At 69.1% G+C, this 24,339-nt stretch carries 25 protein-coding genes; 10 read left to right on the forward strand and 15 right to left on the reverse strand.

The features are described 5' to 3' along the window. Positions 1-891: a bifunctional 5,10-methylenetetrahydrofolate dehydrogenase/5,10-methenyltetrahydrofolate cyclohydrolase gene (locus BSF38_RS00770; RefSeq protein WP_076343019.1), complete on the reverse strand. Its 891-nt coding sequence runs from the start codon at positions 889-891 to the stop codon at positions 1-3. A gap of 329 nt (positions 892-1,220) precedes the next feature. On the opposite strand from BSF38_RS00770, the gene BSF38_RS00775 reads away from it, so the two are divergent. From BSF38_RS00775 to BSF38_RS00795, 5 genes are read left to right on the forward strand one after another with little or no spacing between them, the layout of a single operon-like run. Further along, a complete protein-coding gene (locus BSF38_RS00775; RefSeq protein WP_083712591.1) occupies positions 1,221-2,066 on the forward strand; it encodes an AraC family transcriptional regulator in 846 nt (281 codons plus the stop codon). 18 nt (positions 2,067-2,084) lie between these two features. Beyond that, entirely contained in the window at positions 2,085-2,843 is a 759-nt protein-coding gene (locus tag BSF38_RS00780) for a 3-keto-disaccharide hydrolase (RefSeq protein WP_076343020.1), read from the forward strand. Between the two features lie 40 nt (positions 2,844-2,883). Further along, positions 2,884-3,627 carry a ThuA domain-containing protein gene (locus tag BSF38_RS00785; protein WP_076343021.1) on the forward strand — a complete coding sequence of 248 codons (744 nt, stop codon included), beginning with the start codon at positions 2,884-2,886 and terminating at the stop codon, positions 3,625-3,627. A gap of 54 nt (positions 3,628-3,681) precedes the next feature. After that, positions 3,682-4,650, forward strand: coding sequence for a sugar phosphate isomerase/epimerase family protein (locus BSF38_RS00790; RefSeq protein ID WP_076343022.1), 969 nt, complete (start codon positions 3,682-3,684; stop codon positions 4,648-4,650). Between the two features lie 44 nt (positions 4,651-4,694). After that, positions 4,695-5,507 (forward strand): ThuA domain-containing protein, encoded by an 813-nt coding sequence (locus BSF38_RS00795; RefSeq protein WP_237170682.1) that lies wholly within the window; start codon positions 4,695-4,697, stop codon positions 5,505-5,507. A 27-nt stretch (positions 5,508-5,534) separates the two neighbouring features. On the opposite strand, the gene BSF38_RS00800 is transcribed toward BSF38_RS00795, so the two are convergent. From BSF38_RS00800 to BSF38_RS00815, 4 genes are all read right to left on the reverse strand, one after another. Further along, positions 5,535-5,831: a hypothetical protein gene (locus BSF38_RS00800; RefSeq protein ID WP_237170683.1), complete on the reverse strand. Its 297-nt coding sequence runs from the start codon at positions 5,829-5,831 to the stop codon at positions 5,535-5,537. A gap of 185 nt (positions 5,832-6,016) precedes the next feature. Then, positions 6,017-6,634, reverse strand: coding sequence for an amino acid kinase family protein (locus tag BSF38_RS00805; protein WP_076343025.1), 618 nt, complete (start codon positions 6,632-6,634; stop codon positions 6,017-6,019). After that, positions 6,618-7,670 (reverse strand): hydantoinase/oxoprolinase family protein, encoded by a 1,053-nt coding sequence (locus BSF38_RS00810; protein ID WP_076343026.1) that lies wholly within the window; start codon positions 7,668-7,670, stop codon positions 6,618-6,620. Before BSF38_RS00810 ends, BSF38_RS00805 begins: the two co-directional genes overlap by 17 nt. Then, positions 7,667-8,728: an ATP-grasp domain-containing protein gene (locus BSF38_RS00815; protein ID WP_076343027.1), complete on the reverse strand. Its 1,062-nt coding sequence runs from the start codon at positions 8,726-8,728 to the stop codon at positions 7,667-7,669. Before BSF38_RS00815 ends, BSF38_RS00810 begins: the two co-directional genes overlap by 4 nt. Here BSF38_RS00815 and BSF38_RS00820 point away from each other — a divergent pair. Then, positions 8,727-9,488, forward strand: a complete 762-nt coding sequence (locus BSF38_RS00820) for a HisA/HisF-related TIM barrel protein (RefSeq protein ID WP_076343028.1) — start codon at positions 8,727-8,729, stop codon at positions 9,486-9,488. The two genes, BSF38_RS00815 and BSF38_RS00820, sit on opposite strands and share 2 nt — an antisense overlap. 105 nt (positions 9,489-9,593) lie before the next feature. On the opposite strand, the gene BSF38_RS00825 is transcribed toward BSF38_RS00820, so the two are convergent. From BSF38_RS00825 to BSF38_RS00870, 10 genes are all read right to left on the reverse strand, one after another. Continuing rightward, positions 9,594-10,085 carry a 6-pyruvoyl trahydropterin synthase family protein gene (locus BSF38_RS00825; RefSeq protein ID WP_076343029.1) on the reverse strand — a complete coding sequence of 164 codons (492 nt, stop codon included), beginning with the start codon at positions 10,083-10,085 and terminating at the stop codon, positions 9,594-9,596. 21 nt (positions 10,086-10,106) lie between these two features. Then, positions 10,107-11,003, reverse strand: coding sequence for a triphosphoribosyl-dephospho-CoA synthase (locus BSF38_RS00830; protein ID WP_076343030.1), 897 nt, complete (start codon positions 11,001-11,003; stop codon positions 10,107-10,109). Continuing rightward, positions 11,000-11,890, reverse strand: a complete 891-nt coding sequence (locus tag BSF38_RS00835; protein ID WP_076343031.1) for an ATP-grasp domain-containing protein — start codon at positions 11,888-11,890, stop codon at positions 11,000-11,002. Before BSF38_RS00835 ends, BSF38_RS00830 begins: the two co-directional genes overlap by 4 nt. Before the next feature lie 44 nt (positions 11,891-11,934). After that, entirely contained in the window at positions 11,935-12,882 is a 948-nt protein-coding gene (gene mch / locus BSF38_RS00840) for a methenyltetrahydromethanopterin cyclohydrolase (RefSeq protein WP_076343032.1), read from the reverse strand. Positions 12,883-12,895: 13 nt separating this feature from the next. Then, the gene (locus BSF38_RS00845; protein WP_076343033.1) at positions 12,896-13,753 is read right to left on the reverse strand and encodes a formylmethanofuran dehydrogenase subunit C; all 858 of its coding nucleotides are present in this window, start codon (positions 13,751-13,753) and stop codon (positions 12,896-12,898) included. 3 nt (positions 13,754-13,756) lie between these two features. Further along, positions 13,757-14,749 carry an SPFH domain-containing protein gene (locus tag BSF38_RS00850; protein ID WP_237170684.1) on the reverse strand — a complete coding sequence of 331 codons (993 nt, stop codon included), beginning with the start codon at positions 14,747-14,749 and terminating at the stop codon, positions 13,757-13,759. Between the two features lie 94 nt (positions 14,750-14,843). Then, complete coding sequence (gene fhcD, locus BSF38_RS00855; RefSeq protein WP_076343034.1) at positions 14,844-15,743, reverse strand: formylmethanofuran--tetrahydromethanopterin N-formyltransferase; 900 nt, start codon at positions 15,741-15,743, stop codon at positions 14,844-14,846. 221 nt (positions 15,744-15,964) lie between these two features. Next, on the reverse strand, positions 15,965-17,641 hold the full coding sequence (locus tag BSF38_RS00860) for a formylmethanofuran dehydrogenase subunit A (protein WP_076343035.1): 1,677 nt from the start codon (positions 17,639-17,641) through the stop codon (positions 15,965-15,967). Continuing rightward, positions 17,638-18,918 carry a hypothetical protein gene (locus tag BSF38_RS00865; RefSeq protein WP_076343036.1) on the reverse strand — a complete coding sequence of 427 codons (1,281 nt, stop codon included), beginning with the start codon at positions 18,916-18,918 and terminating at the stop codon, positions 17,638-17,640. Before BSF38_RS00865 ends, BSF38_RS00860 begins: the two co-directional genes overlap by 4 nt. Before the next feature lie 263 nt (positions 18,919-19,181). Next, positions 19,182-20,360, reverse strand: coding sequence for an SGNH/GDSL hydrolase family protein (locus BSF38_RS00870; RefSeq protein WP_076343037.1), 1,179 nt, complete (start codon positions 20,358-20,360; stop codon positions 19,182-19,184). Between the two features lie 119 nt (positions 20,361-20,479). Here BSF38_RS00870 and BSF38_RS00875 point away from each other — a divergent pair, with 119 nt between their 5' ends. Genes BSF38_RS00875 through BSF38_RS00890 form a run of 4 tightly spaced genes read left to right on the forward strand, consistent with a single transcriptional unit; the run spans position 20,480 to position 24,305 of the window. After that, positions 20,480-21,250 (forward strand): SDR family NAD(P)-dependent oxidoreductase, encoded by a 771-nt coding sequence (locus BSF38_RS00875; RefSeq protein WP_076343038.1) that lies wholly within the window; start codon positions 20,480-20,482, stop codon positions 21,248-21,250. A gap of 24 nt (positions 21,251-21,274) precedes the next feature. After that, positions 21,275-22,732, forward strand: coding sequence for a DUF6513 domain-containing protein (locus tag BSF38_RS00880; RefSeq protein ID WP_076343039.1), 1,458 nt, complete (start codon positions 21,275-21,277; stop codon positions 22,730-22,732). Continuing rightward, positions 22,729-23,346 (forward strand): DUF447 domain-containing protein, encoded by a 618-nt coding sequence (locus tag BSF38_RS00885; RefSeq protein ID WP_076343040.1) that lies wholly within the window; start codon positions 22,729-22,731, stop codon positions 23,344-23,346. Before BSF38_RS00880 ends, BSF38_RS00885 begins: the two co-directional genes overlap by 4 nt. Continuing rightward, positions 23,343-24,305: a beta-ribofuranosylaminobenzene 5'-phosphate synthase family protein gene (locus tag BSF38_RS00890; protein ID WP_076343041.1), complete on the forward strand. Its 963-nt coding sequence runs from the start codon at positions 23,343-23,345 to the stop codon at positions 24,303-24,305. The genes BSF38_RS00885 and BSF38_RS00890 overlap by 4 nt, the downstream gene beginning before the upstream one ends. Positions 24,306-24,339 lie beyond the last annotated feature (34 nt).

Here is a 24,339-nt window from a genome sequence, read left to right on the forward strand (position 1 = left end):
TCATCCTTGTTCTTGGGAGCCGACGACCCCGGCGGCGAGCCGCGCCGCGTGCAGGGTGTTGCTCAACAGCATGGCGACCGTCATCGGCCCGACGCCGCCGGGGACCGGCGTGATCCGCGAGGCGACCTGGGAGACGCTGGCGAAATCGACGTCGCCGCAGAGCTTGCCGTCGGCCTTGCGGTGGATGCCGACGTCGATCACGACCGCCCCCGGCTTGATCCAGTCGGCCGTGACCCGCTCGGGCTGGCCCATTGCGGCGATCAGGATGTCGGCCTCGCGGGCGAAGGCTGCGGGGTCCTTGGTGCCGGTGTGGCAGACCGTGACCGTCGCGTCGGCCCCCTTCCCCTTCTGGAGCAGCAAGAGCGCGATCGGCTTGCCCACAACCTGCGACCGCCCAAGCACGACGGCGTGCGCGCCTCGGGTCTCGACTTCCGCGTCCTTGAGCAGCTCAACGATCCCCAGCGGCGTGCAAGGGACGAACCGAGGGTTCCCCTGCGCGAGCAGCCCGAAATTGGATGAATGGAAGCCGTCGACGTCCTTGAGGGGGTCGATCCGCTCGATCACGAGCCGGGAATCGATGTGCTTGGGGAGCGGAAGCTGAACCAGGATTCCGTGAACGGAGGAGTCGGCGTTCAGCTCGTCGATCAGCGAAAGCAGTTCGGCCTGGGTGGTCTCGACCGGGCGCCGGATGACGTCGCCATGCATTCCGGCCGCGCCGACGGCGTTCTGCTTGTTGCGAACGTAGACCCGGCTCGCCGGGTCGTCGCCGACCAGCACGACCGACAGCCCCGGGACGATCCCCGTCTTGACCCGGAACTCCAGCGTCTCCATGGCCAACTGTTCGCGAATCCGCTCCGCCAGGCCTTTTCCATCCAGAATCGCAGCAGCCAAGTGACTGATTCCCCGATCACGAGCCTTCGGACCTTCGGCGCAACCGACGCGCCCCCATTGTGCCAGAAGCCTCCCCACAAGGCGAGATCCGATCCACGCCCGTGCGGCAAGGCCGGTGCGCGCCGCCCGATACAAGCCCGAAGCGCCAGCGAGTGCGTGGTTCGGCCAGACGTCGCGGCTCCCGACGAAGTCGCGCGAGGGAATTCACTCGCTGGCGCTTCGAGCTTGTAAGGGACGGGCACTGGCGGGACGCTCTCGCATGCGCGACGATGAGGGAAATCGGCTCTCCTCGTGTCCGGGTCCGTCGCGGCGATCGAGATCCCAGAACCATGAGACGACACCAGCAGTTCTTGCAACTGGCCGAGCTGTTCGACTGCGTTGAGGACGTGGTGGTCTGGGTCAAGGATCGCGACGGGCGGTACTGTTGGGTCAACCGGGCGTTTCTGATCAACTATTCGCTCGACGAGCATGACGACCGGACGAGCGACGACGTGATCGGCAAGACCGACTACGACTTATCGCCCGACTTCCTCGCCGATCAGTTCCGCCTCGACGACGAGTCGGTTCTGGGCGGGAAGCGGATCGTCGATCGGATCGAGCAAGTCGTCCAGCCCGACGGCCAGGCGGTCTGGAGCGTCACGAACAAGATTCCGCTCGTCGACGATCGGGGCGACGTCGTCGGCACCGCGGGGATCACGCGGAAGCTCGTCTCGCCCGACCAGGCGATCGCGCCGGGGTCGGAGTTCGGGCCGGTCCTCGCTCATCTGCGCGATCATTACCACACGACGATCACCAACGGCCGCCTGGCGCGGCTGGCGCACATGTCGGTGCGGGCGTTCGAGCGCAAGTTCCAGGCCGTCTTCCACCTGACGCCGCAGAAGTACCTCCGCAAGCTGAGAATGCGGATGGCCAGCCGGGCGCTCGTCTCGACCGGCCAGACGCTCGCCGAGGTCGCGGCGGGCTGCGGGTTCTCGGATCAGAGCCATTTCACGCGCGAATTCCGCCGTCATTTCGGCCGCACCCCGCGCGCCTACCGCGAGCATTACGCCCGAGGCGATCGAGCGGACTCCGCCGGTCCTGTTCCAAAAACCGCCGCGGACGCACAAGAAGCAACCCGGCCGTCGCCGTTATCGTTCAGTCCGGGCGAGACGAGCGACGGGATCGTCACCCTGTAGACGTCAAGGAGCATCGTCATGTCGAAATCGCGTCTCGTGCTGATCTCCGGTCCCGCCGCCCTGCTGGTCGCGACCTCACTCGCCTGGGCCGCCGGCCGGTCCGACGCCGACGGATTCACGCCGCTGTTCAACGGCAAGGACTTCACCGGCTGGACGGTCCCCCAGGGCGACGGCGGCCACTGGAAGGTCGTCGACGGGATGATCGATTACGACGCCCAGAGCGAGTCCAAGGGGGATAAGAACCTCTGGACCGACCGCGAGTACGGCGACTTCGTGCTCAAGCTCGACTGGCGGCTCAAGGAAGCGCCTTTCATCAACAAGAACGTCCCCTACATCCTCCCCGACGGCACCCACGCGAAGGACGTCCACGGCAAGGAATTGAAACTGGCGCTGCCCGACGCCGACTCCGGCGTCTTCCTCCGGGGCGACGGCCATTACCAGATCAACATGTGGTGCTGGCCGATCGGGTCGGGCGAGATTTACAGCGTTCGGATGGACCCCAAGACCTCCCCCGAAGTCCGCGCCGCGGTCACGCCCAGCCACCAGGCCGACAAGCCGGTCGGCGAGTGGAACCACTTCGAGATCACCGTGAAGGGGAAGACGGTCAAGGTCGACCTCAACGGCAAGACGGTCCTCGCCGGCGCGACCATCCCCGACATGCCCGACAAGGGTCGGCTCGCGCTCCAGCACCACGGCGGCAAGAACGCGGCCGGCGAGTGGGCCGGGCCGCCGAGCCTCGTCCAGTTCAAGAACATCGCGATCAGAGAGCTGAAGTGACGGCTCAACTTCTCAACCGTCGTCACAGAGGAGAACGCCCATGATCTCGCGGCAAGATCCGTGCACGAAGCGTCTCGCCCTGGCCGTCGGCATCCTATTCCTGGCGCTGTCGGCCACGACGGCTTCGGCGGCCGAGGAGCCCCGCCCGATCCGCGCGCTGATCGTCACCGGCGGCCATTTCCACGACGCGGCCTTCTACGGGCTGTTCACCGACTGCGAAGGGCTCGGCGAAACTCCGGTCGAGACCAGCGACGTCTACAAGAAAGACCTGCGCGGCAAGTACGACGTGATCGTCATGTACGACTTCACCCGCGACCTCGACGACGCCTCGAGGAAGAACCTCCGCGACTACGTCGAGAGCGGCGGGGGCGTCGTGATCCTCCACCACGCGCTGCTCGACTTTCAGACCTGGACCTGGTGGTCCGAGAACGTGGCGGGCGGGCGGTATCGCTTGCAGCGCGAGGGCCAGAGCCCGTCGTCAAGCGTCAAGGACGACCAGCAGATCCACGTCAAGGCCGCCGGCCCGCATCCGGTCCTCGAAGGGGTCGGCCCGTTCCACATCCAGGACGAGGCGTACAAGAATCTGTGGATGTCGGACCGGATCAAGCCGCTGCTGACGACCGACAACCCCACGAGCGACGTCAACCTCGCCTGGGTCGGGCCCTGCGAGACCGCCCGGGTGGTGGCGATCCAGCTCGGTCACGGCCGGACGGCCTTCCGTCACCCCTCGTATCGAACCCTCGTCCACAACGCCGTCCGATGGGCGGCCGGCAAGACCAGGTGACATCGCCCGCCCCGCCCTGATTCCGAACATTCAACCGCCATCGAGGAAATCACGATGAAACTGGGACTTTACAGCATCACGTACATGGGCCTCTGGTATCGCGGCGAGGCGCTCACGCTGCCTCAGTTGATCGCCAGGGCCAAGGAATACGGCTACGACGGGATCGAGATCGACGGCAAGCGCCCGCACGGCAACCCGCTCGACTGGTCGACGAGCCGCTGCCGCGACCTCCGCGCCCGGGCCGACGGCGAGGGGATCGACATCTACGCGGTCGCCGCCAACAACGACTTCAGCAACCCCGTGCCCGAGGTCCGCGAGGCGCAGATCTGCTACCTCCGCGACCTGATCCGCATGACGGCCGACTTCGGCGCGCCCACGCTCCGGGTCTTCCTCGCCTGGTGGGGCATCACCCGCCACCCGCAGCTCGCGACCTACGACATCGCCGAGGGCTACTGGCCGATCGTCCACGAAAAGTTCTCGACCGACGAGATCTGGGGATGGTGCCGCGAAGCCCTCGTCGAGTGCGCCCGCTACGCCGCCGACGCCGGCGTGACGCTCGCCCTCCAGAACCACAAGCCGCTGATCAACGATCACAACGACCTCCTGCGGATGGTCCGCGAGGTCGACTCGCCGAGCCTCAAGCTCTGCCTCGACGCCCCCCTCATGCCCGACCGCAGCACGGAAGGCATCTTCGAAGGGGCGAAAGCCGTCGGGCCGCTCCAGGTTTTGACCCACTTCGGCGGCGAGTTCGAGCGGCTGGCGGATGGCTCGATCCGCGGCTTCGAGCGCAACGACGGCGTCGTCGGCGAGGAGACCAACCGCTACTACGGCGACTTCGCCCGCGCCATGGACGAGATCGGCTACATCGGCTACACCGGTTACGAACTCTGTCACCAGCTCCCCGTCGTCGACGGCCGCACGGTCGGCGTCGAGTACGCCGACGAGCAAGCCCGCCTCGCCGCCGAGTTCATGCGCGAACGGATCGCCTCCGTGACGCCGGCTGCCGCGCTCAGCGGCCGTTGATCGTCGAAGCCCGCCGTCGAGCGAGACCACCAAGGAGGCCTGACATGAGAATGAACGCGACGCGAGCGATCCTGGCCGTCGTCCTGTCCTCCGCTCTAGCCGGTACGGCCTCGGCCCAGGAGCCCAAGAAGCGGCTCCTGGTCGTCGGCCAGAGCAAGGGGTATCAGCACGAGGCGATCTCGACGGCGATGGTCGCGCTCTACAACCTCGGACGCGGGAACGGCCTGTGGGACACGACGTTCCGCACCGACTGCGGCGCGATCACCAAGAAGCCGCTGAAGTACGAGGCCAAGAACCTCGACCACTACGACGCTCTGGTCTTCTTCACCGACGGCAACCTTGACATGGACGACGAGCAGAAGGCCGCCTTGCTGTCGTTCGTCCGCGACGACGGCAAGGGGTTCATCGGCGTCCACAGCGCGGCGATCACGTTCACGTCGTGGCCGGAATACGGCGCGATGCTCGGCGGCGTGTTCGACGGCCACCCCTGGGGCCAGTTCGACGCTCCCCTGATCGTCGAGGCACCGGATTTCCCCGGCCTCGGCCGCCTGCCCCGGAGCTTCACCCTCAAGGACGAGATCTACCAGATCAAGAACTTCGCGAGGAACGACGTCCGCGTCTTGATGCGCCTCGACCGCGACAAGCTCGACCTCTCGAAGAAGGGCGTCCACGCCAAGGACAATGATTTCGCCGTCGTCTGGGCGCGGAACTACGGCAAGGGCCGCGTGCTTTACAACGGCCTCGGCCATCGCGAGGAAGCCTGGAACCGCCCCGACCTTCAGGAGATGTGGGTCGAGTCGGTCAAGTGGTCGCTCGGCATGGTCCCCGGCGACGTCCAGCCGAGAGCCAAGCCGTAGCGATCGATCGTCGCGCGGTGAACGGCGTCACTCGACCACGCGAACGTGCTGAATCTTGTTGGTCTCCAGCCAGTTGAGCAGCAAGTCTTGCTCCTCGGTCAGCTCGACCTCGGTCATATTCTGGGTGTCGAGGGGGGAGACGAGGTAGAAGACTCCTTCCATCACCCACCGCGTGACCTCATCGCGGTCGAACCAGTATTCGTACTCGCCCAGTTCCGGGATTCCCGGCGCGTCCGGCCCGGCCATGAAATAAACGAGCTGCGACCGCAGGCGAGGCGACAGCCGGAAGGGGGCGATTTCCGGATGATCGAGAGGCACTAGCATCGGTTGAGCCATGATCGTTCGCCCAGTCGTCTTGAAGCGTGAACGTGCGGAAACGGCGAGCGAGGTCGAAGACGCGTCTAGAGCTTTTCGACCCACTTCGTCGACTCGCGCCCGCCCCGCTCCCGAGTGATTGTCCGCGAGGGCCCAAGCGGCGTCAAGCGATTCCAAGGCGATCTCAACTCCTCTCATTTCATGAGCACACGTCGGCTTGATTGAGGGGCGCGAAGATCGACGATCTCAACCCGATCGAGCGCCTCGGACGCATCCGGAAAATACGGATCGACCAGCCCCGCCCGCGCGGCCTCGCTCCGCGTGACCGCTCCGGTCGCCGTACTCTTCAGAAGAACCAGACGGGTCGCGCGCAGGTCGATGGCCACGCGCGCGGCGATCGCGTCGGACGTGACCTCCCACGAGAACGCCAGCCGATCGGCCCTCCGTTCGTCGACTTCCTCAAGGTAAAGCCGAGGCGCCAGGATCGGCCGCCAGCCGGCGTGCCAGACCGACGGCAATTCGACCAGCCGACGGACGACCCGCGAGCCGGGGAGCAACCCCGCGAGCGTCTCGGCCGTGAAGTCCATCGCATGCAGCGCCAGGCGGTGCGCGGCCTCGTCGCCCAGGCGGTGCATCGCGTCGAGCGTGCGGACGAAGTCGGCCGCCGGACCGCCGCCGGCGATCAGGACCAGGCGAGCAGGCCGCTCCTCGTCGAGCCATCGCGCCAGGCGTTCCGGCAGTTCCGGCCATGTGAGCAGGCTGCCGCCGACCTTGACCACGATCAGCGGCGCGTCGTCATCCGGCGCTCGCATCCTGGTTCTCCAAAAGCTCGCGGGCCAGGACCACCAGCGCATGGGCGCACGCGGCGTCGGAGGCGGCGGCGCCCCAGAGGTCGCCCATCGCGACGACTTCGCCGGACGGCCCGACCAGCTCGGACGCGACGCGGCGGGCCAGGAACTCGCCCGAGCCGCTGACCAGGGCGACCTTCGGCCCGCCGATCGTCGCCTCGCAGGCGCGCCGGGCGGACTGAACCAGCCGGTCGAGCAAGACCCGGTCGGCGGCCGTTGCGAGCCCCCGGGCGTCGGCCTCGGAGCAGCCGTCGCGATCGGCGCCGACCATCCGGGCGAGCCGGTCGCGGGCGAATTCGGGGACGGCAGGCCGACCGTCGGCCGTCCCCCGGTCGTCGGGAACGGGCGCGTGGTCGCCGAGCATCAGGTAGACGTCGCGGGTCGTCGCGAACAGCTCGGCCGCCAGCCCCGTCGGCTTCCCCTGAAACGGCAGCTCGGCCGCCAGGGCGCAGACAGGCGTTCGACCGACCCCGGCGTAAACCAGCTCGCCGGTCTGGAGCCGTTCCGTGTCCGTCCGGCCACGCGCCGCGACCAGGCCGTCGGCGACGGGGATCAGGTCGGTCGTCGTGCTGCCGACGTCAATCAGGATCGCGCTCCGCCCGTCGACCAGCCGGGCCGAGACGGCTGCCAGGGCGACCCAGTTCGACGCCGCGGCGATCAGCGGCCGGCTTCGCACGGCGTCGACGTCGTGGAACCGACCGTCGGTCCCCCAGTAGATCGGCTCACGACCAGGAACCGCCCGCGACACCGCGTCGACGATGGCGAGAACGCCCTCGCGCTTGGTGGCGTAGCAGTCGCAAAGCTCGGCGGTCATCGTCGCCGCGACGCGGTCGAACGGCGGGAAAAGGGCCGTCAACTCGGCGATCGCCTCGGCCAGTCGCTTCGGCTCCTTCCAGACGGCGAACGGCGACGTGCGCGCCTGACCGTCGCTGTGCGCGGCTTTCAGATTGGCCCCGCCGACGTCGATCCCCAGCCAGGTTGCATTCTTCGAGTCGTTCATTCCGAGTCCTCCTCCGAGACCGTTCCAGCGGCGTCGAACCGGACGCGCGGACCGGACGCGATCGCGCGCGTGATCCGGTCGATCGCGTCGTCCCATCCCGTCGCGTCGGCGAAGCCCGCCAGCCAGACGCGGGCGAGCAAGCCCGGCGGCAAGAGCCGGCAAAGCCCGACGCACGACGTCGTGGCGCGCGGGTTGATCTCCAGCACGGTCGCCTCGCGACGATCCGCGTCCCAGAGGAAATCGACGCCGACGAACCCCCGCAGCCCCGCGACCGACGCCACGGCATTACGCAGCACGGGCCAGGCGTCCGGACACTCCACGGGGATCGTCCCCCCTTCGTAGACGAAACGGCCGTCCTCGACCGTCATCCGCTGCCTCCCGGTCGCGATCAGCCGGGCCTCGCCTTGTGACGAGACGAGAAACACCGCGCTCATCGCCACGCCCGGCGCGAGCGGCTGCAGCAGCGCCGACGCCAGCGAGCGAGCGGCGTCCGGCAGGCTCGACGGCCCGGCGATGCGGAACGTGTCGACCGATCCGGCGCCGTCGACCGGCTTGAGCACGGCCGGATAATACGGCCAGTCGGCGGGCAGGCCGTCGCGCGGGTCAATGATCCGAGAACGGGGCGTCGGGATCTCATTCCGCTCGAACCACCGGGCCAGGGCCGACTTGTCGGCCGTGAGGGCCACGGCTTCGGACGTCGAGCCCAGCACGCGGCCGCCGGCCTCCTCGATCTCAACGGTCAGCCGTTCGAGAACGCCCGTCGTCTCGGGAGCGACGAGCACGGTATAATCGGCCCGACGCGCGAGGTCTCGGAGCCGATCCAGGTATGAGCCCGGTTCGATGGAGACGGTGGTCCAGGGGCCGTCGTCGGGGGCGAATCGCTGGTCGAGGGAAACGACCACGCGGGTCGCGGCGTCGACCTTCGCGATATCGGCCGCGAGCGTCCGGCGCATGGCGCGGCCTTCGGCGGCCCACGACTCAGGCAAGGGCTCGCCGGCCATGCCGCCGCCGGTCACGTATTCATGGATAAGAATGGTCAAGGGGCTGGGCAGGGTCATGGTTGGTTCGATTTTCCAGGTCGTTCCGGTCCTCGACGTCTTGCGAGGCGAGGCGGTTCATGCGGTCGGCGGGCAGCGTGCGCGATACCAGCCGCTGCGGAGCATCTTACACCCGACCAGCGATCCACTGGAACTGGCCCGGGCCTATCGCGACACGCTCGGCCTGTCGTCGCTGTACCTCGCCGACCTCGACGCGATTACCGGCGGAGCGCCGAATGCGTCGCGGTATCGCTCGCTCACCGGCCTCGGGCTCGACCTCTGGGTCGACTCCGGCCTGAGGGACGAACGCGACCTGCCCCCCCTGCTCGACCTCGATCCCGACCGCGTCTCGGTCGTCGCCGGCCTCGAAAGCCTCCGAGGGCCCGAGACGCTGGCGGCAGTCCTCGATCGTATCGGCCCCGACCGCCTGGTCGTCAGCCTCGACCTCTGGGCGGGCCGGCCGATCACGGCGTCTCCAGAAGCCTGGAACGGCGACGACGCCGAGGCTCTCGCTGCACGATTCGTCGCCCTCGGCGTCCGCCGCCTGCTGCTCCTCGACCTGACCCGCGTGGGCAAAGGGAACGGGCCGGGCGTCGATCGCCTGCTCGCGGCGATCCGCGCGGCGAGCCCTCACATCGACGTTGCGCTCGGCGGCGGGATCACCGCGATCGAGGGCGTCGAGCGGTATCGAAGCCAGGGCGCGGCGGCGGTGCTGATCGGCTCGGCGCTGCATGACGGCCGCATAGGGCGGGATCAACTGGCGGCTCTGCTCTGGAAATAGCCCCGAGCTGGCCGGCCACGATCTCCCTGCCCACGCATCAGATAAGCAAACGCAAATCAATGCACTCGCTTGCGCTTCGGGCTTGTATTCGGATCGGTTCGCGGTTCAGAGCGTCAACTCGACCTCGGCCGATTGGCCGAAGCACTCTTCGACCTCGACGCGGACGGCCCGGGGATCGGCCCAGCCGCGCGCCCGCATCGCGACGAGCAGGCGGTCGGCGATGTACTTCGCCAGCAGCTCGGCCGTGGTGTTGGCGATCGGCAAGACGACGCACTCGTCGCGCGGGAAGCTCCAGTACCGATCGCGATAGCGGGCGACGATGTTCGGGCCGTCGTCTTCGAGCCGGATGTATGGACTGCCCGCGGGCAGGAGCATGCGATGGTCGAGTTCGTCGCAGATCGTCCGCGTCATGTCGCGAAGGGCGATGAAATCGACGACGTAATGGTTGCCGTCTAGGTCGCCGTCGACCTCAACGGCCGTCCGATAGTTATGGCCGTGGACCCGCTCGCACTGGTTGCCTTCAAACGTGATGAAGTGACCGGACGAAAAGACCAGGAAGTCCTTGGTGACCCGAACCTTGTAGCGCGAACTCGACACGGCTGACGGACTCCCGATTTCTCAAGTGAGGCGGCGATCACGATCTCCCGACCAGCCGGTCGGTCCGGTCGGTCGCGGCAGCTCGATTGTGCCATCGCGAAGGGCGGCGAACAAGACGGCCGCCGTGAGGTCGGCGGTCGCGCCGGGGTTGAGGCGGTGGCCGTCACTCCGCAGCGTCGCGTCGAGAACGCGGAGCAGCGAGCGGCCGACGGCCTCATCCGGCCAGCCGGCGGCGAGCACTTCGCCGGCGCGGCGCGACGCTTCGGCGGCTCGCTCCCGCCCCGCCTTCCGAGCGATCAACGAATCCGGATGGCGGGACAACATATCAAGAAACGCGCCGATGATCGCGGTTTCGAGCGGCTGGCCGTCTTCGATTCGCCGGCGGAGCGCCGGCAGCCCTTCGTCAAGGACCTCCGCGAAGTCGTCGGCATACTGTCGAGCGATCAGGTCGCGATCGGCGGCGAGGGTCATCGCTTCGCGGAGCGTGATCGTCGGTTCGTCGGCGACGTCCTGTTCGACGGCCTCGCCGAGCCCCCCCGGGTTCGCCAGCCGGATCGCCCGGTAGACCAATCGGGCGTCGTCGACCGTCGTGGCGTCGAGCACCCGGCCGACGCCTTCGCCGAGGCCCTGTTCCGGCGGGACGGCGGTCAGCGGGGCGAGGAGGAGGATCATGCCGAGGTTCGAGTTGGTGGCGACGACGCGTTTCGTGGCTTCGACGGCGGCCAGGACCGACGCGCCGACGCCTTCGGTTCGCGCCCGGTCGAGCGGGTCGGCCACGGCCGCGGCGCTGAGGACGAAGTCGAGGTAGTCGAGGTCGTCGAAATCGAGGAATCGATGGACGTTGCCCGGCTTGCGGGCCGTCGCTTCCAGGATGCAGGCGATCTGCGCCAGCTTGCCGGGCGAGAGTGTGGATTTCATCGTGCCGCGTCCCGGAGGGCGTCGAGCAGGGCGGCGGCCACGTCGATGCCGGTCACGCGGGCAAGGGCCCGCCAGCCGGGCACGGCGTTGACTTCAAGGACGACGAGCCCCCCGCGATCGAGGTCCTCGATCAGGTCGACGCCCGCGAACTCGGCCCCGAGGGCAGCGGCCGCCGCGACGGCCAGGCGCTCGGCCTGCGGATCGGGCCGCCACGCCTCGGCCCTGCCGCCGATCGCGACGTTCGTCCGCCACTCGCCCCCCTGGGCCGACCTCCGCATCGCGCCCAATACCCGCCCTCTCAAAACGAACAGCCGCAGGTCGTGCCCGGGGTGCCTGATCCAGCGCTGGAGGTAAAGGACCGACGCCGTGTGTTCGAGCATGTGGAAGCACCGCCAGGCCAGCTCGCGGTCGCTGATCCGCACTATCCCCCGCCCCTCCGACCCGAACAGCGGCTTGACCACCACGTCGCCGCCCAGTTCTTCGAAGGCCGCAAGCCCCTGCTCAGCCGACTGCCCGGCCCAGGTCGCGGGGATCGGCAGCCCCCGGCGTTCGATCAAGCTCAGCGTCAGGTACTTGTCGACCGCCGCCTCCACCGCGCGAGGCGGGTTCCAGACCGGCACCCCGACGGCCGACAGCCGAAGCAGCGCATCCATCCGGAACACGACCTGTTCGAGACTCCCCGGCGGCATCATCCGCACGACCACGCCGTCCACGCCGTCCAGCTCGACCCCGCCCGCCGAGACCCTGCCCGACGCCGCGCCCCCCACCGCCGCCGACACCTCGGCGAACGGCAAGGCGTGCAACTTCACGTCCAGGTCATCCGCCGCCCGCAGCAAATCGGCGACGTGCCAGCCGGTTCCGGAAACGAGCGCGGCGAAGGTGGTCATGGGAGGAAGGCGTCCAGAAGTCGATTGCAGATCGTCGAGTCGGCTCAGTCCCAGAACGACCGGGCGACGATCTCGGGCTTCGGCGAGCCGAAGGCGTGGGTGCGGCCGGTTTCGAGGTTCTGGAAGACGACTTCGGCGGGGCTGAAGAGGTGGGGGTCGACGGCGTAGAAGTCGTTGTTGTAGCGGGCGAAGATGGCGGCGAACGGCTCGCCGAAGTCGTGCGAGGCCGACGAGGGGACGCGCGGGCCGACGTCTGCGATGGCGTCGTCGTCGCCGGTGACGTGCAGGATCACACGGGCACCGTAGAGGATCGCGTCATTGGTCCGGCCGATGGCGGCGAGGTCGTCGCGGGCGACCGGTGGGAGCGGGGCCGTCCCATGGGCCGAGACGATCCGGCCGAGATCGAACTTCAGCTCGGCCAGCTTGTGGAGGGCCGTCTCGACCGACCGCGCCACGATCTGCAAGCCCCCCGCCAGGCTGGCCGTCGGCGCGGCCAGGAGCGTGACGGCCGAAGGGGCGACGCCGCACTCGGCGGCGATCTTGGCGACGACCTCCGCCGTCGGGGCCTTGCGGGTTTCGAGCACGCCGACGACTTCACCGGCCTCCTCGTGAAAGCCGACCGCGTCGAAGATCGGCTCCTTGCGGCGGATCGCGCGCATCGGGCCGGAGCCCATCGCGAAGTACTTGCCCTCGCTGATCGCCCAGCCGGCGTACTGGCTGGCCAGGCAAGCTTGAACGGGGTGGTCGGTCACCACCTGGATCAACGGAACCGGACGGCCCGCGACCTCGCCGGCCAGGATCGAGACGTCCGCCAGGCCGCCGAGGCAGACCCGCGCCAGGTCGAGGCCCGCGAGCAGACCGCCGCGGACCTTGATCCCGCAATCGATGAACCGGCCGCCCCCTTCGATCGCGTGGATCGCGACTTTACGCTCCTCGGCGCGTGCCAGGAGGGACTCGACGATTTCGAGGGCGTTGGCGTTGAGCGACGTCATGGCGGAGGGAACCTCAGTGCGGCGATATCAAACGCAAGGTCGAAGGCGGAACGGCGACCAGGATCTCTCCCTGACCGCCGACCGCCAGGTCCCCATTGTATCGGTCGACCTCCGCCGAGGAAACCGAAGGCGGCACGACGAACCCGTGGCCGTGGAACAACGACGCGTAAACGCCCAGGATCGGGACCGGCAGCCGGACGGCGAAGTGGAAGGTCGGCGAGAGGCTCCGTTCGGCGTCTTCGCCGAGGCCCGACAGCACGAGCGACCCGCGCTTCATCCCGGCGCCCGGCATGGCTCCGACGGCACCGCAGGCGTAGATCGTGCCGGCGATCATGTTGCGGCCGAGGCCCGCGCCCACCGCGCCTTTCACGCCGATCGCGCCGCGGCGCATCAGCAGGCCGACGTCGTCGCCGGCCGAGCCGCCGACCAGGATCAGCCCCTCGCGCATCCCCCGGCGGCTTCCGGGGTAGGCGGCGCCCAATGAATTCCCGGCGTCGCCCCGAATCCGGAGCACGCCGCCGGCCATCTCGGCCCCCGCCCAGTCGCCGCACGAGCCGTCGAGGTCGAGCAGGCCGCCGGCCATCTCGGCACCGAGCCGCGGCCCCACGTCGCCCCGGACCTTCAGCGAGCCCGTCGCCATGCCCCGGCCGAGCTTGTCGACGTGCGTCAGGTCCCCCTCGACGACGAGCGCGCCGTCGGCCGCGTCCCCCTCGATCTCGAACAGGTCGCCGACGTCGGCCGTCGCGTTGCCGACGCGCAAAGCCACGCGAGCGGCGTCGGCCGACGTCCGCTCGCGGAAGGTCTCGGGCTTGAGCGGCGAGCCGTCGACCGGAAGCGTGGTCGACGACCGCCATCGGAGCGTCAAGGCCATGGATCAACCCTTCCCTTCGCCCCGGTTGTTGCCGGCTTCATGCGGATGCGAATCGCGAGGCGGATTCACCGGGCCCGTGCGCGCCTCGTGGGTCACGAGATCGGCGCTGATCATGGCGTCGCGCATCTGGGTGGTCAGGTCGTTCAGGTTGCCGGGCGTGTGCGGGATCAAAATCGTGTTGCTCCGCGACGAAGCGCCGATCTCCTTCAACGTATCGAAATACTGGGTCATGAGCACCAGGTTCATGACGTCCTGGGGGCTGGTGCCGGGGACGCTCTTCTGGAACTCGTCGACCGACTCGCGGAGCCCCTCGACGATCGCCCGGCGCTGGTCGGCGATGCCCTTGCCTTGCAGGGCCTTGCTCTGCGCCTCGGCCTCGGCCGACTTGACCTTGAGGATGCGGTCGGCCTCGCCCTTCTCGGTGGCCGCGATCCGCATTCGCTGCGCGGCGTTGATCTCGTTCATCGCTTCCTTGACCTTGCGGTCGGGCTCGATGTCGGTGACGAGCGCCTTGACGATGCCGTAGCCGAAGTCGTACATGACGTGCGACAGCTCATTTTTGACGGCGTCGGCGATCTCGTCCTTCTTCTCGAACACGTCGTCGAGCTTCTGCCGGGGGACCCGGGCGCGGATGACGTCGAAGATGAACGCCGACATCTGCGTGTGCGGGTCCGTGAGCTTGTAAAACGCCTCGTAGACCTTGTCGTGCAGCACCGTGTACTGCACCGAAACGACGACGAACACGAATACGTTGTCTTCGGTCTTCGTCTCCACGCGGACGTCGATCTGCTGGACGCGGAGGTTGATCCGCCCGGCCACGTTCTCGATGATCGGCATCTTGAAGTTCAGCCCCGGCTGGGCCACCCGCATGAACTTCCCGAACCGCTGCACGATCGCCGCCGATTGCTGCTGGACCGTGAAGAACGGCCCAAAAGCCAGGAACAGGATGAGCAGGACGAAGCCCAGGAACAGAAAGCCGACGATGAAAGACGACACGGCGAGACTCCTCTGCATTATTGAGAGAGCGACGAACACTTTTCTTTCGGATACATTCGCACGACCCTCCAACATATTGGCGTGTTTTGAGGTTTCACGACCGCCCCGCGACGTCGCGGAGCCGGATGTGGAACGGCCCGAGCTTGCCGCCGTAGTTGCCGGCGGTGACGGCGACGACCCCCCGATCAGGCCGGGCCGCCGCGACCAGACCGACGGCCGTCGCCCGCTCGACGGCTTCCAGCGTCAGGCCGTCGATGACGATCTCATAGGCGCACCGAACCTCGTCCGGCAACTCGCTGGCGACCAGCCCGCGCAGCGTCGGCGCATAGGCGGTGTTGGTGCTGGCGCGGAGGGCCTTGTACTTGCTGCCGACCTTCGACCCCGACCGCGCGATCCCCCCAGGGAACGGCAGGATCACCCCCTCGATCTTCCGCATGGCGGCGGCGGCGTCCTCGGCGGCCACGAGCGCGCCGGCGGGGTCGGTCCCCAGCAGGATGATGTTGCCGCCGGCCACCCCCTTGACCGTGCCGAAGGTCTCCTCGCAGGTGAACTCGCCGTCCATCACCGGCACGCGCCAGAACCGCCGGCCTTCCAGCCGCTTGGCGATCTGCCAGCCGTCGCCGAAGTAGCGGAGCCGGCCGCCGACGTTCACCGTCTTCTCGCCGATCGGCAGGCCATTGTAGCAGGCCGTCGTCGGGCAGGTCATCACGCACTGGCCGACCCGGTTCGCCAGCGCCTTCTCAAGCGCGTCGCGGCTGAACGCGAACAACAACACGCTCACGCCGGGGCGGCCGTCGGGCGTCTCGCCAGGCGCGAGCACGCGCTCGATCGCGGCCTCGGCGTCGCAGCCGATCACGCTGGTCGCGTAGCCCGACATCTCCTTCCCGGCGATCTCGGCCCACGCCGGAGAGTCGGCCGTGACGATCGCGCGGGCGGCCGTCATCGGGAACGCCTCCGCGAATGTATCTTCGATCGCCACGCCGTTGAGTTTCATCAGTGCATTCTCACGAAATCAGAAACCACTATTGGGACCGTCCACGAACAACGTCCAACTATTTCGAAGAGATTCACCACGAAAGACACGGAGAACACGGAGAACACGGAGGGGACATAAGGCGAAAGAGAAGATTTCATCTGAGATTCTTCCTCTCCGTGTCCTCCGCGTCCTCCGTGGTGAGTCCTCCCGACCTCCAAGTTATGCGAGAGAGTTGGAGGCTATTCTTGGACGGCCTCTCTTTCTTTGGGGCCGACTTCCAGCGGGTCGGCCAGGTCGTCGACCTTCAGTCCGAAGTTCGCCGGGTGGAACGACGCCTCGCGCGCAAGCCGGCCTTCCAGTTCGGCGCGGGCTTCGGGGTCGACGTCAAGGCCCGTGTAGAGCGTCCGGCCGCCGGGCGCGGACCTCAGCTCGCCGTCGTCGACGACGACCTCGCCGGCCTTGACCACCCATCGCGGCAGGGCGAACATCCGCCGCTTGTCGTCGTCGGGCGCGTAGATCGTCACGTCGGCGTCGGCCCCGGGGCCGAGGTGCCCCTTGTGCGAAAGCCCCAGGATGCGCGCCGGCGCCGCCCGGGTGACGATCGCGATCTCGGCGAGCGTGTACTCGCGCGAGAGGTCGGCCAGGCCGCTGCGGGCGCGGACCCGCTCGGGAAGCTTCGCGAGCGCTTCGGCACGCAATCCGCTATCCATCAAAAGCGCAATCACGTCGGGATACGACCGGAACGTCGCGCCGTTGGGATGGTCGGTCGAGAGGGCGATGCGCCAGGGGTCGCCGACGCGGAGGAACCATTCGAGGCCGATCGCCCACTGGAGCGCGTGGACGTAGTTGCGGTCGCTGTAGGTGATCGGCACGACGCCGCAGCCGTCCTCCTGCTCGACGTTCAGGCTGTACCACTTCCGGCCCAGCAGGTTCGCCAGGAAGTGCCCGACCGGCCCGTCGGCCGTCATGCTGGTCGTCTCGCCGAACAGGACCTGGCCGACGTCGACGGTGAGGTTCGGGTGCGAATCGACGTACTCGGCCAGCGGTGCGACCTGCGAATCGAAGTCGCCCGCCTGGTCGGGCGTGCCGCCGTAGCTGTGGAACTGGATGTGCGCCAGGTGCGCCCGACTGCCGTCGAGCGCCTTCATCCCTTCGAGCGTCTGGACCCAGTTGCCGGGAATCCCCAGGTTCAGGCCGTGGAAATGCAGCGGGTGCGGCAGGCCGAGCGCGTCGACGGCGCGGGCCAGGGCCGTGACGATCTCGCGCGGGGTGACGTCGAAATGGTCGACGCGGTCGTCCCAGCCCGAGATCCGGTCCTTGCCCTGCAACCACTGCTCGACGCCCCCCGGGTTCACCGCCTTGACGCCGAACCCCTTGGCGGCGTCGAGCAGCCAGGCCACGGCCTGCTCGATCCGGGCGGGGTCGCCGGCGCGGACGGCGTCGAGGATCGCGTGGTTGTTGCCCATCAGCACGAGCATGGCCTTGTCGACCAGCGGCGTGTCGCCGAACTCGGCGTGGGCGTGCCGCGCGCCCAGCGGCGGGATCGCCGCGTCGACGGCCGTCGTGTAGCCGAGCCCCGCGTATTGGTAGCCGGTGGCGAACGAACTCGGCACGCTGCCGATCGTCCCGGATCGGAACGCCCCCCAGCGTCGCATGACCTGGTCTTCCGACCGCCGCTCCTCGGGCCGCATGATCCGGGCGGCGTTGACCTTCGAGCCGGCGATGTGCGAGTGGACGTCGACGCCGCCGGGCATCACGACGTATCCACGCGCGTCGATCGTCCGATCGGCGCGGGCGCCGGGGTCCGTCGGCGCGGCGGCGACCCGCCCGTCCTTGATCCAGAGGTCGCCGACCTCGTCGTTCACCCCGTTGGCCGGGTCGATGATCCGCCCGCCGGCGATTCGCAGCGTACTCATAAGGAAGCCTCGATCCTCGACAGCAGCGCGACGAGTCGGTCGCCCTCGGTCGGCAAGCCGCGATCGCGAACCGCGCGGATCGGCAGGCTGACGCCGTCGACCCTCGTGACCGTGCCGTCCTCGTCGAGCCCCGCCGTCGCCGCCGCCAGCGCGACGGTCGCCGACGCCGCGAGCGGACTCTCCGGCGGCCCGACGAAAATCCAGGGGGTGCTCGTAAGCCGCGCCCGGGCCGCGTCCGGCCAGTCGTCGAGCGTCACGTCGCCGACGACGAGCACGCAGTCGGCTTCGCCCCGGGCCAGCCGCTCGACGCCCGAGGTCGCGCCGGGGAGCGCCTCGGGGACCCCGGCGCCCAGGTCGACGCTCGGCGTCAGGCCGGTCTGCCAGGCGAGCACCGCTTCGGCCCCGTGAGCATTACCCGCCTCCCCCATCCCGATCGCCACGAACCGCGAGGTCGGGCTGTTGAGGTCGCGGACCAGGCCGGCGACCGCCTGATGCCGGGCCTCGGCCTGGGCGACCGGCCCCCGACCCGCGAACGGGCCGCCGAACCAGGCGCCGTAGCGAGCGAGCTTCAGCAGCTCGACCACGTTCTTGAGGTCCGAAACCCCGCAGCCCGTCGCGTGCTCGATCCGGCTCTCCTTCATCGGAATTCCCCGGGCGAGACCTCGCAAGACCCAGAGCAGTTCCAGCTCGTTTTGGGGATCGACCTGCAAGAAGACGTCGGCCTTCTCGGCGGTCGCCGTCCGCTCGCGATCGATCACCACGACCGTCCGGCCCGCGCGACCTTCCGGAGTGAACCGGCCGACGGGCTCGACCGAGTATCGCTCCCAGTGCCGGGGGTGGGTCACGACCGGGTCAGTCGCCCAGAACACGACCACGTCGGCGCGGTTCTTGACCTCGCCGAGCGTCGCCGAGACCAGGCCGCCGCGCTGGAAGGCCGTGATCCGAGGCCCCGACGCCGGTCCGCCGACCTGAACGACCGCGCCGATCCGATCGGCCAGCGCGACCGCCTTACCGACGGTCTCGTTGGACGACTTCCCCAGCCCGACGATCACCGGCGCCCGGGCCGCTCGCAACAAGGCCGCCGCCCTGGCGAGCGCCGGCTCGTCGTCGCCGACCTCGTTCCCCCGCGCCGTCGAGAGCCCCACCAGCCGCGGCCGCACCAGGTCGCAGGCGTTGCGGGCCTCGACGATCGTCCCGCCGTCGATCGTCAGGGCGAGGTCGTCGCACAGGCAGCCGCAGAACGTGCAGGTGAAGGGGTCGACGCGACTCATATTCATATTACACATAGGTCGAAGGCTGATTCCCTTCTCCCCTTGCGGGAGAAGGTGCCCCGCAGGGGCGGATGAGGGGGATTCGATCGCCGCGGTACTTTTCGAAGTCCAAGCCTATGACGCCCACCCCTCATCCGGCCTTCGGCCACCTTCTCCCGCAGCGGGAGAAGGCATGCTCGCTCCGGCCTGTTTTGATGGACGCCTGAAATCCGGAGCCCGCGCGTCCTGTTCCGCGCCGATTGTGCCAGAGGGGGGGCGTCCTGTCAAATTCACCGCGGAAGCTCCAGAATGTGCGGAAGGACCGCCTCGGCGATCTGGGCGTTGCCGGCCTCGGTGGTGTGGCAATAGTCGATGAAGACCAGGTCGTCGGCCTCGCGGAAAACGTCGCTCAGGTCCACGAAATCGCGCCGGGCTCTTAGGTCGGCCGCGTTCTGGATCACGCGGGCGACCTCGGCGAAGATCGGCGCGGTCCAGGCGTACTTGGCGGCTTCCTCCTGCTCGAACGGGACCGGCTTCGCCTTCGAGAACACGACCGGCTGCCAGACGAACAGCGGGCGAAAGCCGTACTCCTTGGCGAGAGCGTCGACGATCGCGATATTGGCGCGGTAGCCGTCGACGACGCCCCGGGCGAGCACGGCGGGATCTGCGGTCGCGAGAGCGGGGTGGGCGGTCGCCGGCGCGCCGAGGAACCGGCGGCCGATCGATTCGGCGAGGCGTTCCAGGGCCGAATCGGCGACCAGCCGACCGATCAGCGCGGCGGTCAGCCGGCCGGGGGACTGGAGCAGGTTGAATTCGCGGACCCGGTTGACCTCGTTGGTCGTCAGGGTCGGCTTTCCGGCAAGCAAGGCCGAGGTCGTGTCGTTGACGCCGTCGTAGAACAGGACGACGTCGGGCCGATAGCCCTCCTGAAGCTCGCGGACGAGGGCGACCAGCTCCTGCGTGTTGACATAACCAATCTCCGATAAGTTACGAATCTCGGCCGCGACGCCGCGCTCGTCGAGCGACCGGGCCAGCAGCGACGGGATCGTCTGGTCGTCGCGGGCGCCGTACCCCCAGAGCGACGAACCGCCGAGCATGAGGATCTTGACCGGCGGACGACCGGAATCAGAGACCGGCGGACGCCAGACCGCGCGGCGGCCGAGGTCGTCGATCGTGATCGTCTTGCCCGCGAACGGCTGCTGGCGGAAGTAGACGTAGGGCTCCCAGCGGGCGGCCAGGGCTTCCAGCTCGCGCGCGTGGTCGATCGGCCAGGCCGCTCCGGCGTAACCGTCACGGATCACCCGGGCGTCGGGGACCGTCGGCTTGGCCACGCGATCCTTGAGCTGGAAGACGCCGCGCAGGCCGAGTTCGAGGGCCAGCAGCAGCAGCAACGTCAGGCCCAGCAGGAGCCAGGTCGTCCGGAGCGCGGCGGCGGCTCGGCGGATCGTCTGGATCAGGGGCCGGCTCATGGGCGGACTCGGCTTGTGTGAGGAAACCTGGGCGGGATACCTTGAGAGACGTCGAATGTACGACAGTCGGCCCGTCCCCGGCCAGCCCGAGCCGGTCCTCCCTCCCCAGCGAACGCCCGATGTCCGACGCACAACCCGATCCCCCCCTCAGCGGAACGCGATGCGCGGTCCTGGGCGCGACGTCCGGCATCGGCCGGGCCGTAGCCCTGGAACTGGCCCGCAACGGGGCCGACGTGATCGTCCACGGTCGCGACGCCGAGGCCGCCGCTCGGGTCGTCGGCGAAATCCGCCGGCTGGGCGTGAAAGCCGAGGCGATCCTGGCCGACCTGGGCTCGCGAACCGAGGGGGACCGCCTCGTCGAATCGGCCTGGAACCTCTGGGGAGGGCTCGACGCCTGGCTGCACATCGCCGGGGCCGACACCCTCACCGGCGCGGGGGCGGAACTCCCGTTCGACGCCAAGCTCGACCTGCTCTGGGAGGTCGACGTCGTGGCCACGATGCGGCTCTGCCGCGACGTCGGCCGGCGAATGCTCACGCGTGGCCGGGGCGCGATCGTCACCATGGGCTGGGACCAGGCCGAGACCGGCATGGAGGGGGACTCGGGCGAGCTTTTCTCCGCGACCAAGGGCGCCGTGACGGCCTTCACCCGGAGCCTCGCGCTCAGCCTCGCGCCGGCCGTCCGGGTCAACGCCGTGGCCCCGGGCTGGATCAAGACCGCCTGGGGCGACCAGGCGTCGCAGACCTGGCACGACCGCGTGATCCGGGAGACCCCCCTGAAGCGCTGGGGGACGCCCGAAGACGTCGCCCGCGTGGCCGCGTTCCTGGTCGGTCCAGCCTCGGAATTCCTGACCGGCCAGATCTACCGCGTCAACGGCGGGGCCGTCCGCTAGGCAGCCTCCCACCCCGAGGGTCGAGTGAGCCCGAACCCCGAACCATCCCCGGCCCGCATCCTGTTCGTCACCGGCCGCCTCGCCGAGTTCGCGCTCCGGCAGGTGCTCGACGAGCTGGCTCCGCGCGCCGGGTTCGTCGCCGAGGTCGCCGTCATGCCGATCACGGTGGCCGCCTTGATGACCCCGAAGTGGGCCGCCAGGCATCTCGATCCCCCGCCGGGGATCGACCGGATTATTCTCCCGGGCCACTGCCGGGGCGACCTGGCGCCGATCCAGGAGAAGGCCCCGGGCGTGCCGATCGAGGTCGGCCCGCAAGACCTCCGCGACCTCCCCCGGTACTTCGGAAAGGCCGACGCCCGGATGGCCGATTACGGCGGTTACGACATCGAGATCCTCGCCGAGATCAACCTGGCCCCCCGGCTGTCGCGGGCCGAGCTGCTCGACCAGGCGGGCGACTTCGCCGCGCAGGGGGCCGACGTGATCGACCTGGGCTGCGAGCCGGGCGAGCCCTGGGCCGAGGTCGGCGACGCCGTCCGCGCCATGCGGGATCTCGGCCTGCGGGTCTCGATCGACAGCTTCGACCCCGACGAGGTCGCCCGGGCCGTCGCGGCGGGGGCCGAGCTGGTGCTGAGCGTGAACGCGGGGAACCGGGACGCGGCCCGCGACTGGGGGGTCGAGGTCGTCGTGCTCCCCGACCGGCCGGGCACGCTCGACGGGCTCGACGCGACGATCGAAGCCCTCGGCGCTTCGGGGGTCCCGTTCCGCGTCGACCCGATCCTGGAGCCGATCGGCTTCGGCTTCGCGGCGTCGCTTGGCCGCTACCTGGAGGTCCGCCGCCGCTATCCCGAGGCCCCCTTGATGATGGGCGTCGGCAACCTCACCGAGCTGACCGACGTCGATTCGGCGGGGGTCAACACGATGCTCCTGGGCTTCTGCCAGGAGCTGCAAATCCGGAGCGTGCTGACGACCGCCGTCATCAACTGGGCGAAGTCGTCGGTCCGCGAACTCGACCTGGCGCGGCGGCTGGTCCACCACGCCGTGACGAAGCGGGTCCTGCCCAAGCACGTCGAGCGCCGGCTGGTCATGCTCCGCGACCCCAAGGTTCCGCGGTTCGGCGCCGAGAACCTCGCCGAGCTGCAGCGGCGGATTCGCGATCCCAACTGGCGGATCTTCGCCGAGGATGGGAAGATTCATGCTCTGAACAACGCCTGCTTCCTGAGCGACGCCGACCCGTTCGTGCTGTTCGACCGCATGGGGGTCGTCGATCCGTCGCATGCGTTCTACCTGGGTTATGAGATGATGAAGGCCGGAACCGCCTTGACGCTGAGCAAGGCGTATCGCCAGGATCAAGCGCTGGAATGGGGCTTCCTCACCGAGGCGGAGGTCAGCCATCGCGGCCGTCGCCGGACCGCCTCGGCCCGCGAGGCCCAAGACCCGCCGACGCCCGCCGCGCGTCCCAACGAAGAGGGCGACCCCGCGTGATCCTCGAAGGCATCGTCACGACCCAGAGCCCCTCCGGCCTGCTCAACATCGCTCCGATGGGTCCCAAGATCGCGCCCGACATGAACATGGGTACGTTCGTCCTCCGTCCGTTCAAGACCTCGACGACCTACCAGAACCTCAAGGCCCACGGCGAGGGGGTCTTCCACGTCACCGACGACGTCCTACTGCTGGCTCAGGCGGCCATCGGCGTCCCCTTCGACCCCGAGCCCGCCACCCGGCCGGCCGATTCCGTCGAGGGCCGGATTCTCGTCGGCGCCTGCCGCTATTACGAGTTCCAGACCATCGTTCTCGACGACCTCGACGAGCGGACGACCGTGCTGGTCGAGACCGTCGCCGAGGGTCGCCAGCGCGATTTCCTGGGGTTCAACCGCGCCCGCCACGCCGTCGTCGAGGCCGCGATCCTGGCCACCCGGATCGCGCTGATCCCCCCGGCGGAGATCCTCGGCGAGTTCCAGAAGCTGGCCGTCCTGGTCGACAAGACCGGCGGCCCGGTCGAGCACCGGGCGTTCGACCTGCTCCGGGAACACGTCCGCCGCGCCGCCGAAAGCACCCCGCCGCCGCCCCCGCCCGATCGGAAAGCCAGCCCCTCATGACGCCCCTCCGCATCCGGACCGCGAGCCGGCTCCATTTCGGACTCCTCGGCTGGGGGCCCCACGCCCCCCGGCAGTTCGGCGGCGTCGGCCTGATGGTCGAGCACCCCGGCCTGGAGCTGACCGCGACCCACGCCGACGAGTTCCAGGCCGTCGGCCGGCTGTCCGACCGCGTCGCCTCGCTGCTCGACCGGATGCGCGAGAAGGAAGTCTCGGGTTCCGGGCTCCGGCCGGCTCGGATCGAGGTCGTCGCCGCCCCCGACGAGCACATGGGATTGGGCGTCGGGACCCAGCTCAGCCTCGCCGTCGCCGGGCTGTTGCTGACGCTCTCGGGCGTCGGCGAACCGTCGGTCGAGGCGCTCGCCCGACTGTCGGAGCGAGGCCGCCGGTCGGGCGTCGGGCTCCACGGCTTCTTGCACGGCGGGCTCGTCGTCGACGGCGGCCACAAGGTCGCCGACGACATCCCGCCGCTCGTCTCCCGCATGGACTTCCCCCCGGAATGGTCGATCCTGATCGTCCGCCCCCCCGGCCCGGAAGGGCGGCACGGCGCGGAGGAAGCCCTCGCCTTCGCCGAGCTTCCCCCCTGCCCCGAACGCGTCACCGAGCGGCTCTGCCGGCTGGTGCTGCTCGACCTCCTCAGCGCCGTGGCCGAGCACGATCTGGCCGCCTTCGGCGCGGCGGTCAGCGAGCTTCAGCATCGCGTCGGCACGGCCTTCGCCCCGGCCCAGGGGGGGGTCTACGCGACCCCCGAATCGGAAACCCTGGTCGACGACTTCGCCCGCCTCGGCCTGGTCGGCGGCGGCCAAAGCTCGTGGGGGCCGTCGCTCTACGCCTTCGGCGACCTCTCTGCCGAGGAGCGCCAGGCCGTCGCCGACTGGCTCGTCGACCGCCGGGGCCTGGATCGTTCGGAAATCCTCTGGACCCGGGCCCGCAACCAGGGCGCGTCGATCACCTCCCTCTGAACCGTATCGAACCGCGCGGTTTTCGCGTGACGCT

Origin of the sequence: Paludisphaera borealis (genome assembly GCF_001956985.1) — a bacterium.
Classification (GTDB): domain Bacteria; phylum Planctomycetota; class Planctomycetia; order Isosphaerales; family Isosphaeraceae; genus Paludisphaera; species Paludisphaera borealis.

Excerpts from the sequence above, each read along its gene's own strand:
- BSF38_RS00775 (WP_083712591.1), top strand. The coding sequence starts at position 1,221 with ATGAGACGACACCAGCAGTTCTTGCAACTGGCCGAGCTGTTCGACTGC.
- BSF38_RS00780 (WP_076343020.1), top strand. The coding sequence starts at position 2,085 with ATGTCGAAATCGCGTCTCGTGCTGATCTCCGGTCCCGCCGCCCTGCTG.
- BSF38_RS00785 (WP_076343021.1), top strand. The coding sequence starts at position 2,884 with ATGATCTCGCGGCAAGATCCGTGCACGAAGCGTCTCGCCCTGGCCGTC.
- BSF38_RS00790 (WP_076343022.1), top strand. The coding sequence starts at position 3,682 with ATGAAACTGGGACTTTACAGCATCACGTACATGGGCCTCTGGTATCGC.
- BSF38_RS00795 (WP_237170682.1), top strand. The coding sequence starts at position 4,695 with ATGAGAATGAACGCGACGCGAGCGATCCTGGCCGTCGTCCTGTCCTCC.
- BSF38_RS00800 (WP_237170683.1), bottom strand. The coding sequence starts at position 5,831 with ATGCTAGTGCCTCTCGATCATCCGGAAATCGCCCCCTTCCGGCTGTCG.
- BSF38_RS00805 (WP_076343025.1), bottom strand. The coding sequence starts at position 6,634 with ATGCGAGCGCCGGATGACGACGCGCCGCTGATCGTGGTCAAGGTCGGC.
- BSF38_RS00810 (WP_076343026.1), bottom strand. The coding sequence starts at position 7,670 with ATGAACGACTCGAAGAATGCAACCTGGCTGGGGATCGACGTCGGCGGG.
- BSF38_RS00820 (WP_076343028.1), top strand. The coding sequence starts at position 8,727 with ATGGTTGGTTCGATTTTCCAGGTCGTTCCGGTCCTCGACGTCTTGCGA.
- BSF38_RS00815 (WP_076343027.1), bottom strand. The coding sequence starts at position 8,728 with ATGACCCTGCCCAGCCCCTTGACCATTCTTATCCATGAATACGTGACC.
- BSF38_RS00830 (WP_076343030.1), bottom strand. The coding sequence starts at position 11,003 with ATGAAATCCACACTCTCGCCCGGCAAGCTGGCGCAGATCGCCTGCATC.
- BSF38_RS00835 (WP_076343031.1), bottom strand. The coding sequence starts at position 11,890 with ATGACCACCTTCGCCGCGCTCGTTTCCGGAACCGGCTGGCACGTCGCC.
- mch (WP_076343032.1), bottom strand. The coding sequence starts at position 12,882 with ATGACGTCGCTCAACGCCAACGCCCTCGAAATCGTCGAGTCCCTCCTG.
- BSF38_RS00845 (WP_076343033.1), bottom strand. The coding sequence starts at position 13,753 with ATGGCCTTGACGCTCCGATGGCGGTCGTCGACCACGCTTCCGGTCGAC.
- fhcD (WP_076343034.1), bottom strand. The coding sequence starts at position 15,743 with ATGAAACTCAACGGCGTGGCGATCGAAGATACATTCGCGGAGGCGTTC.
- BSF38_RS00860 (WP_076343035.1), bottom strand. The coding sequence starts at position 17,641 with ATGAGTACGCTGCGAATCGCCGGCGGGCGGATCATCGACCCGGCCAAC.
- BSF38_RS00865 (WP_076343036.1), bottom strand. The coding sequence starts at position 18,918 with ATGAATATGAGTCGCGTCGACCCCTTCACCTGCACGTTCTGCGGCTGC.
- BSF38_RS00870 (WP_076343037.1), bottom strand. The coding sequence starts at position 20,360 with ATGAGCCGGCCCCTGATCCAGACGATCCGCCGAGCCGCCGCCGCGCTC.
- BSF38_RS00875 (WP_076343038.1), top strand. The coding sequence starts at position 20,480 with ATGTCCGACGCACAACCCGATCCCCCCCTCAGCGGAACGCGATGCGCG.
- BSF38_RS00890 (WP_076343041.1), top strand. The coding sequence starts at position 23,343 with ATGACGCCCCTCCGCATCCGGACCGCGAGCCGGCTCCATTTCGGACTC.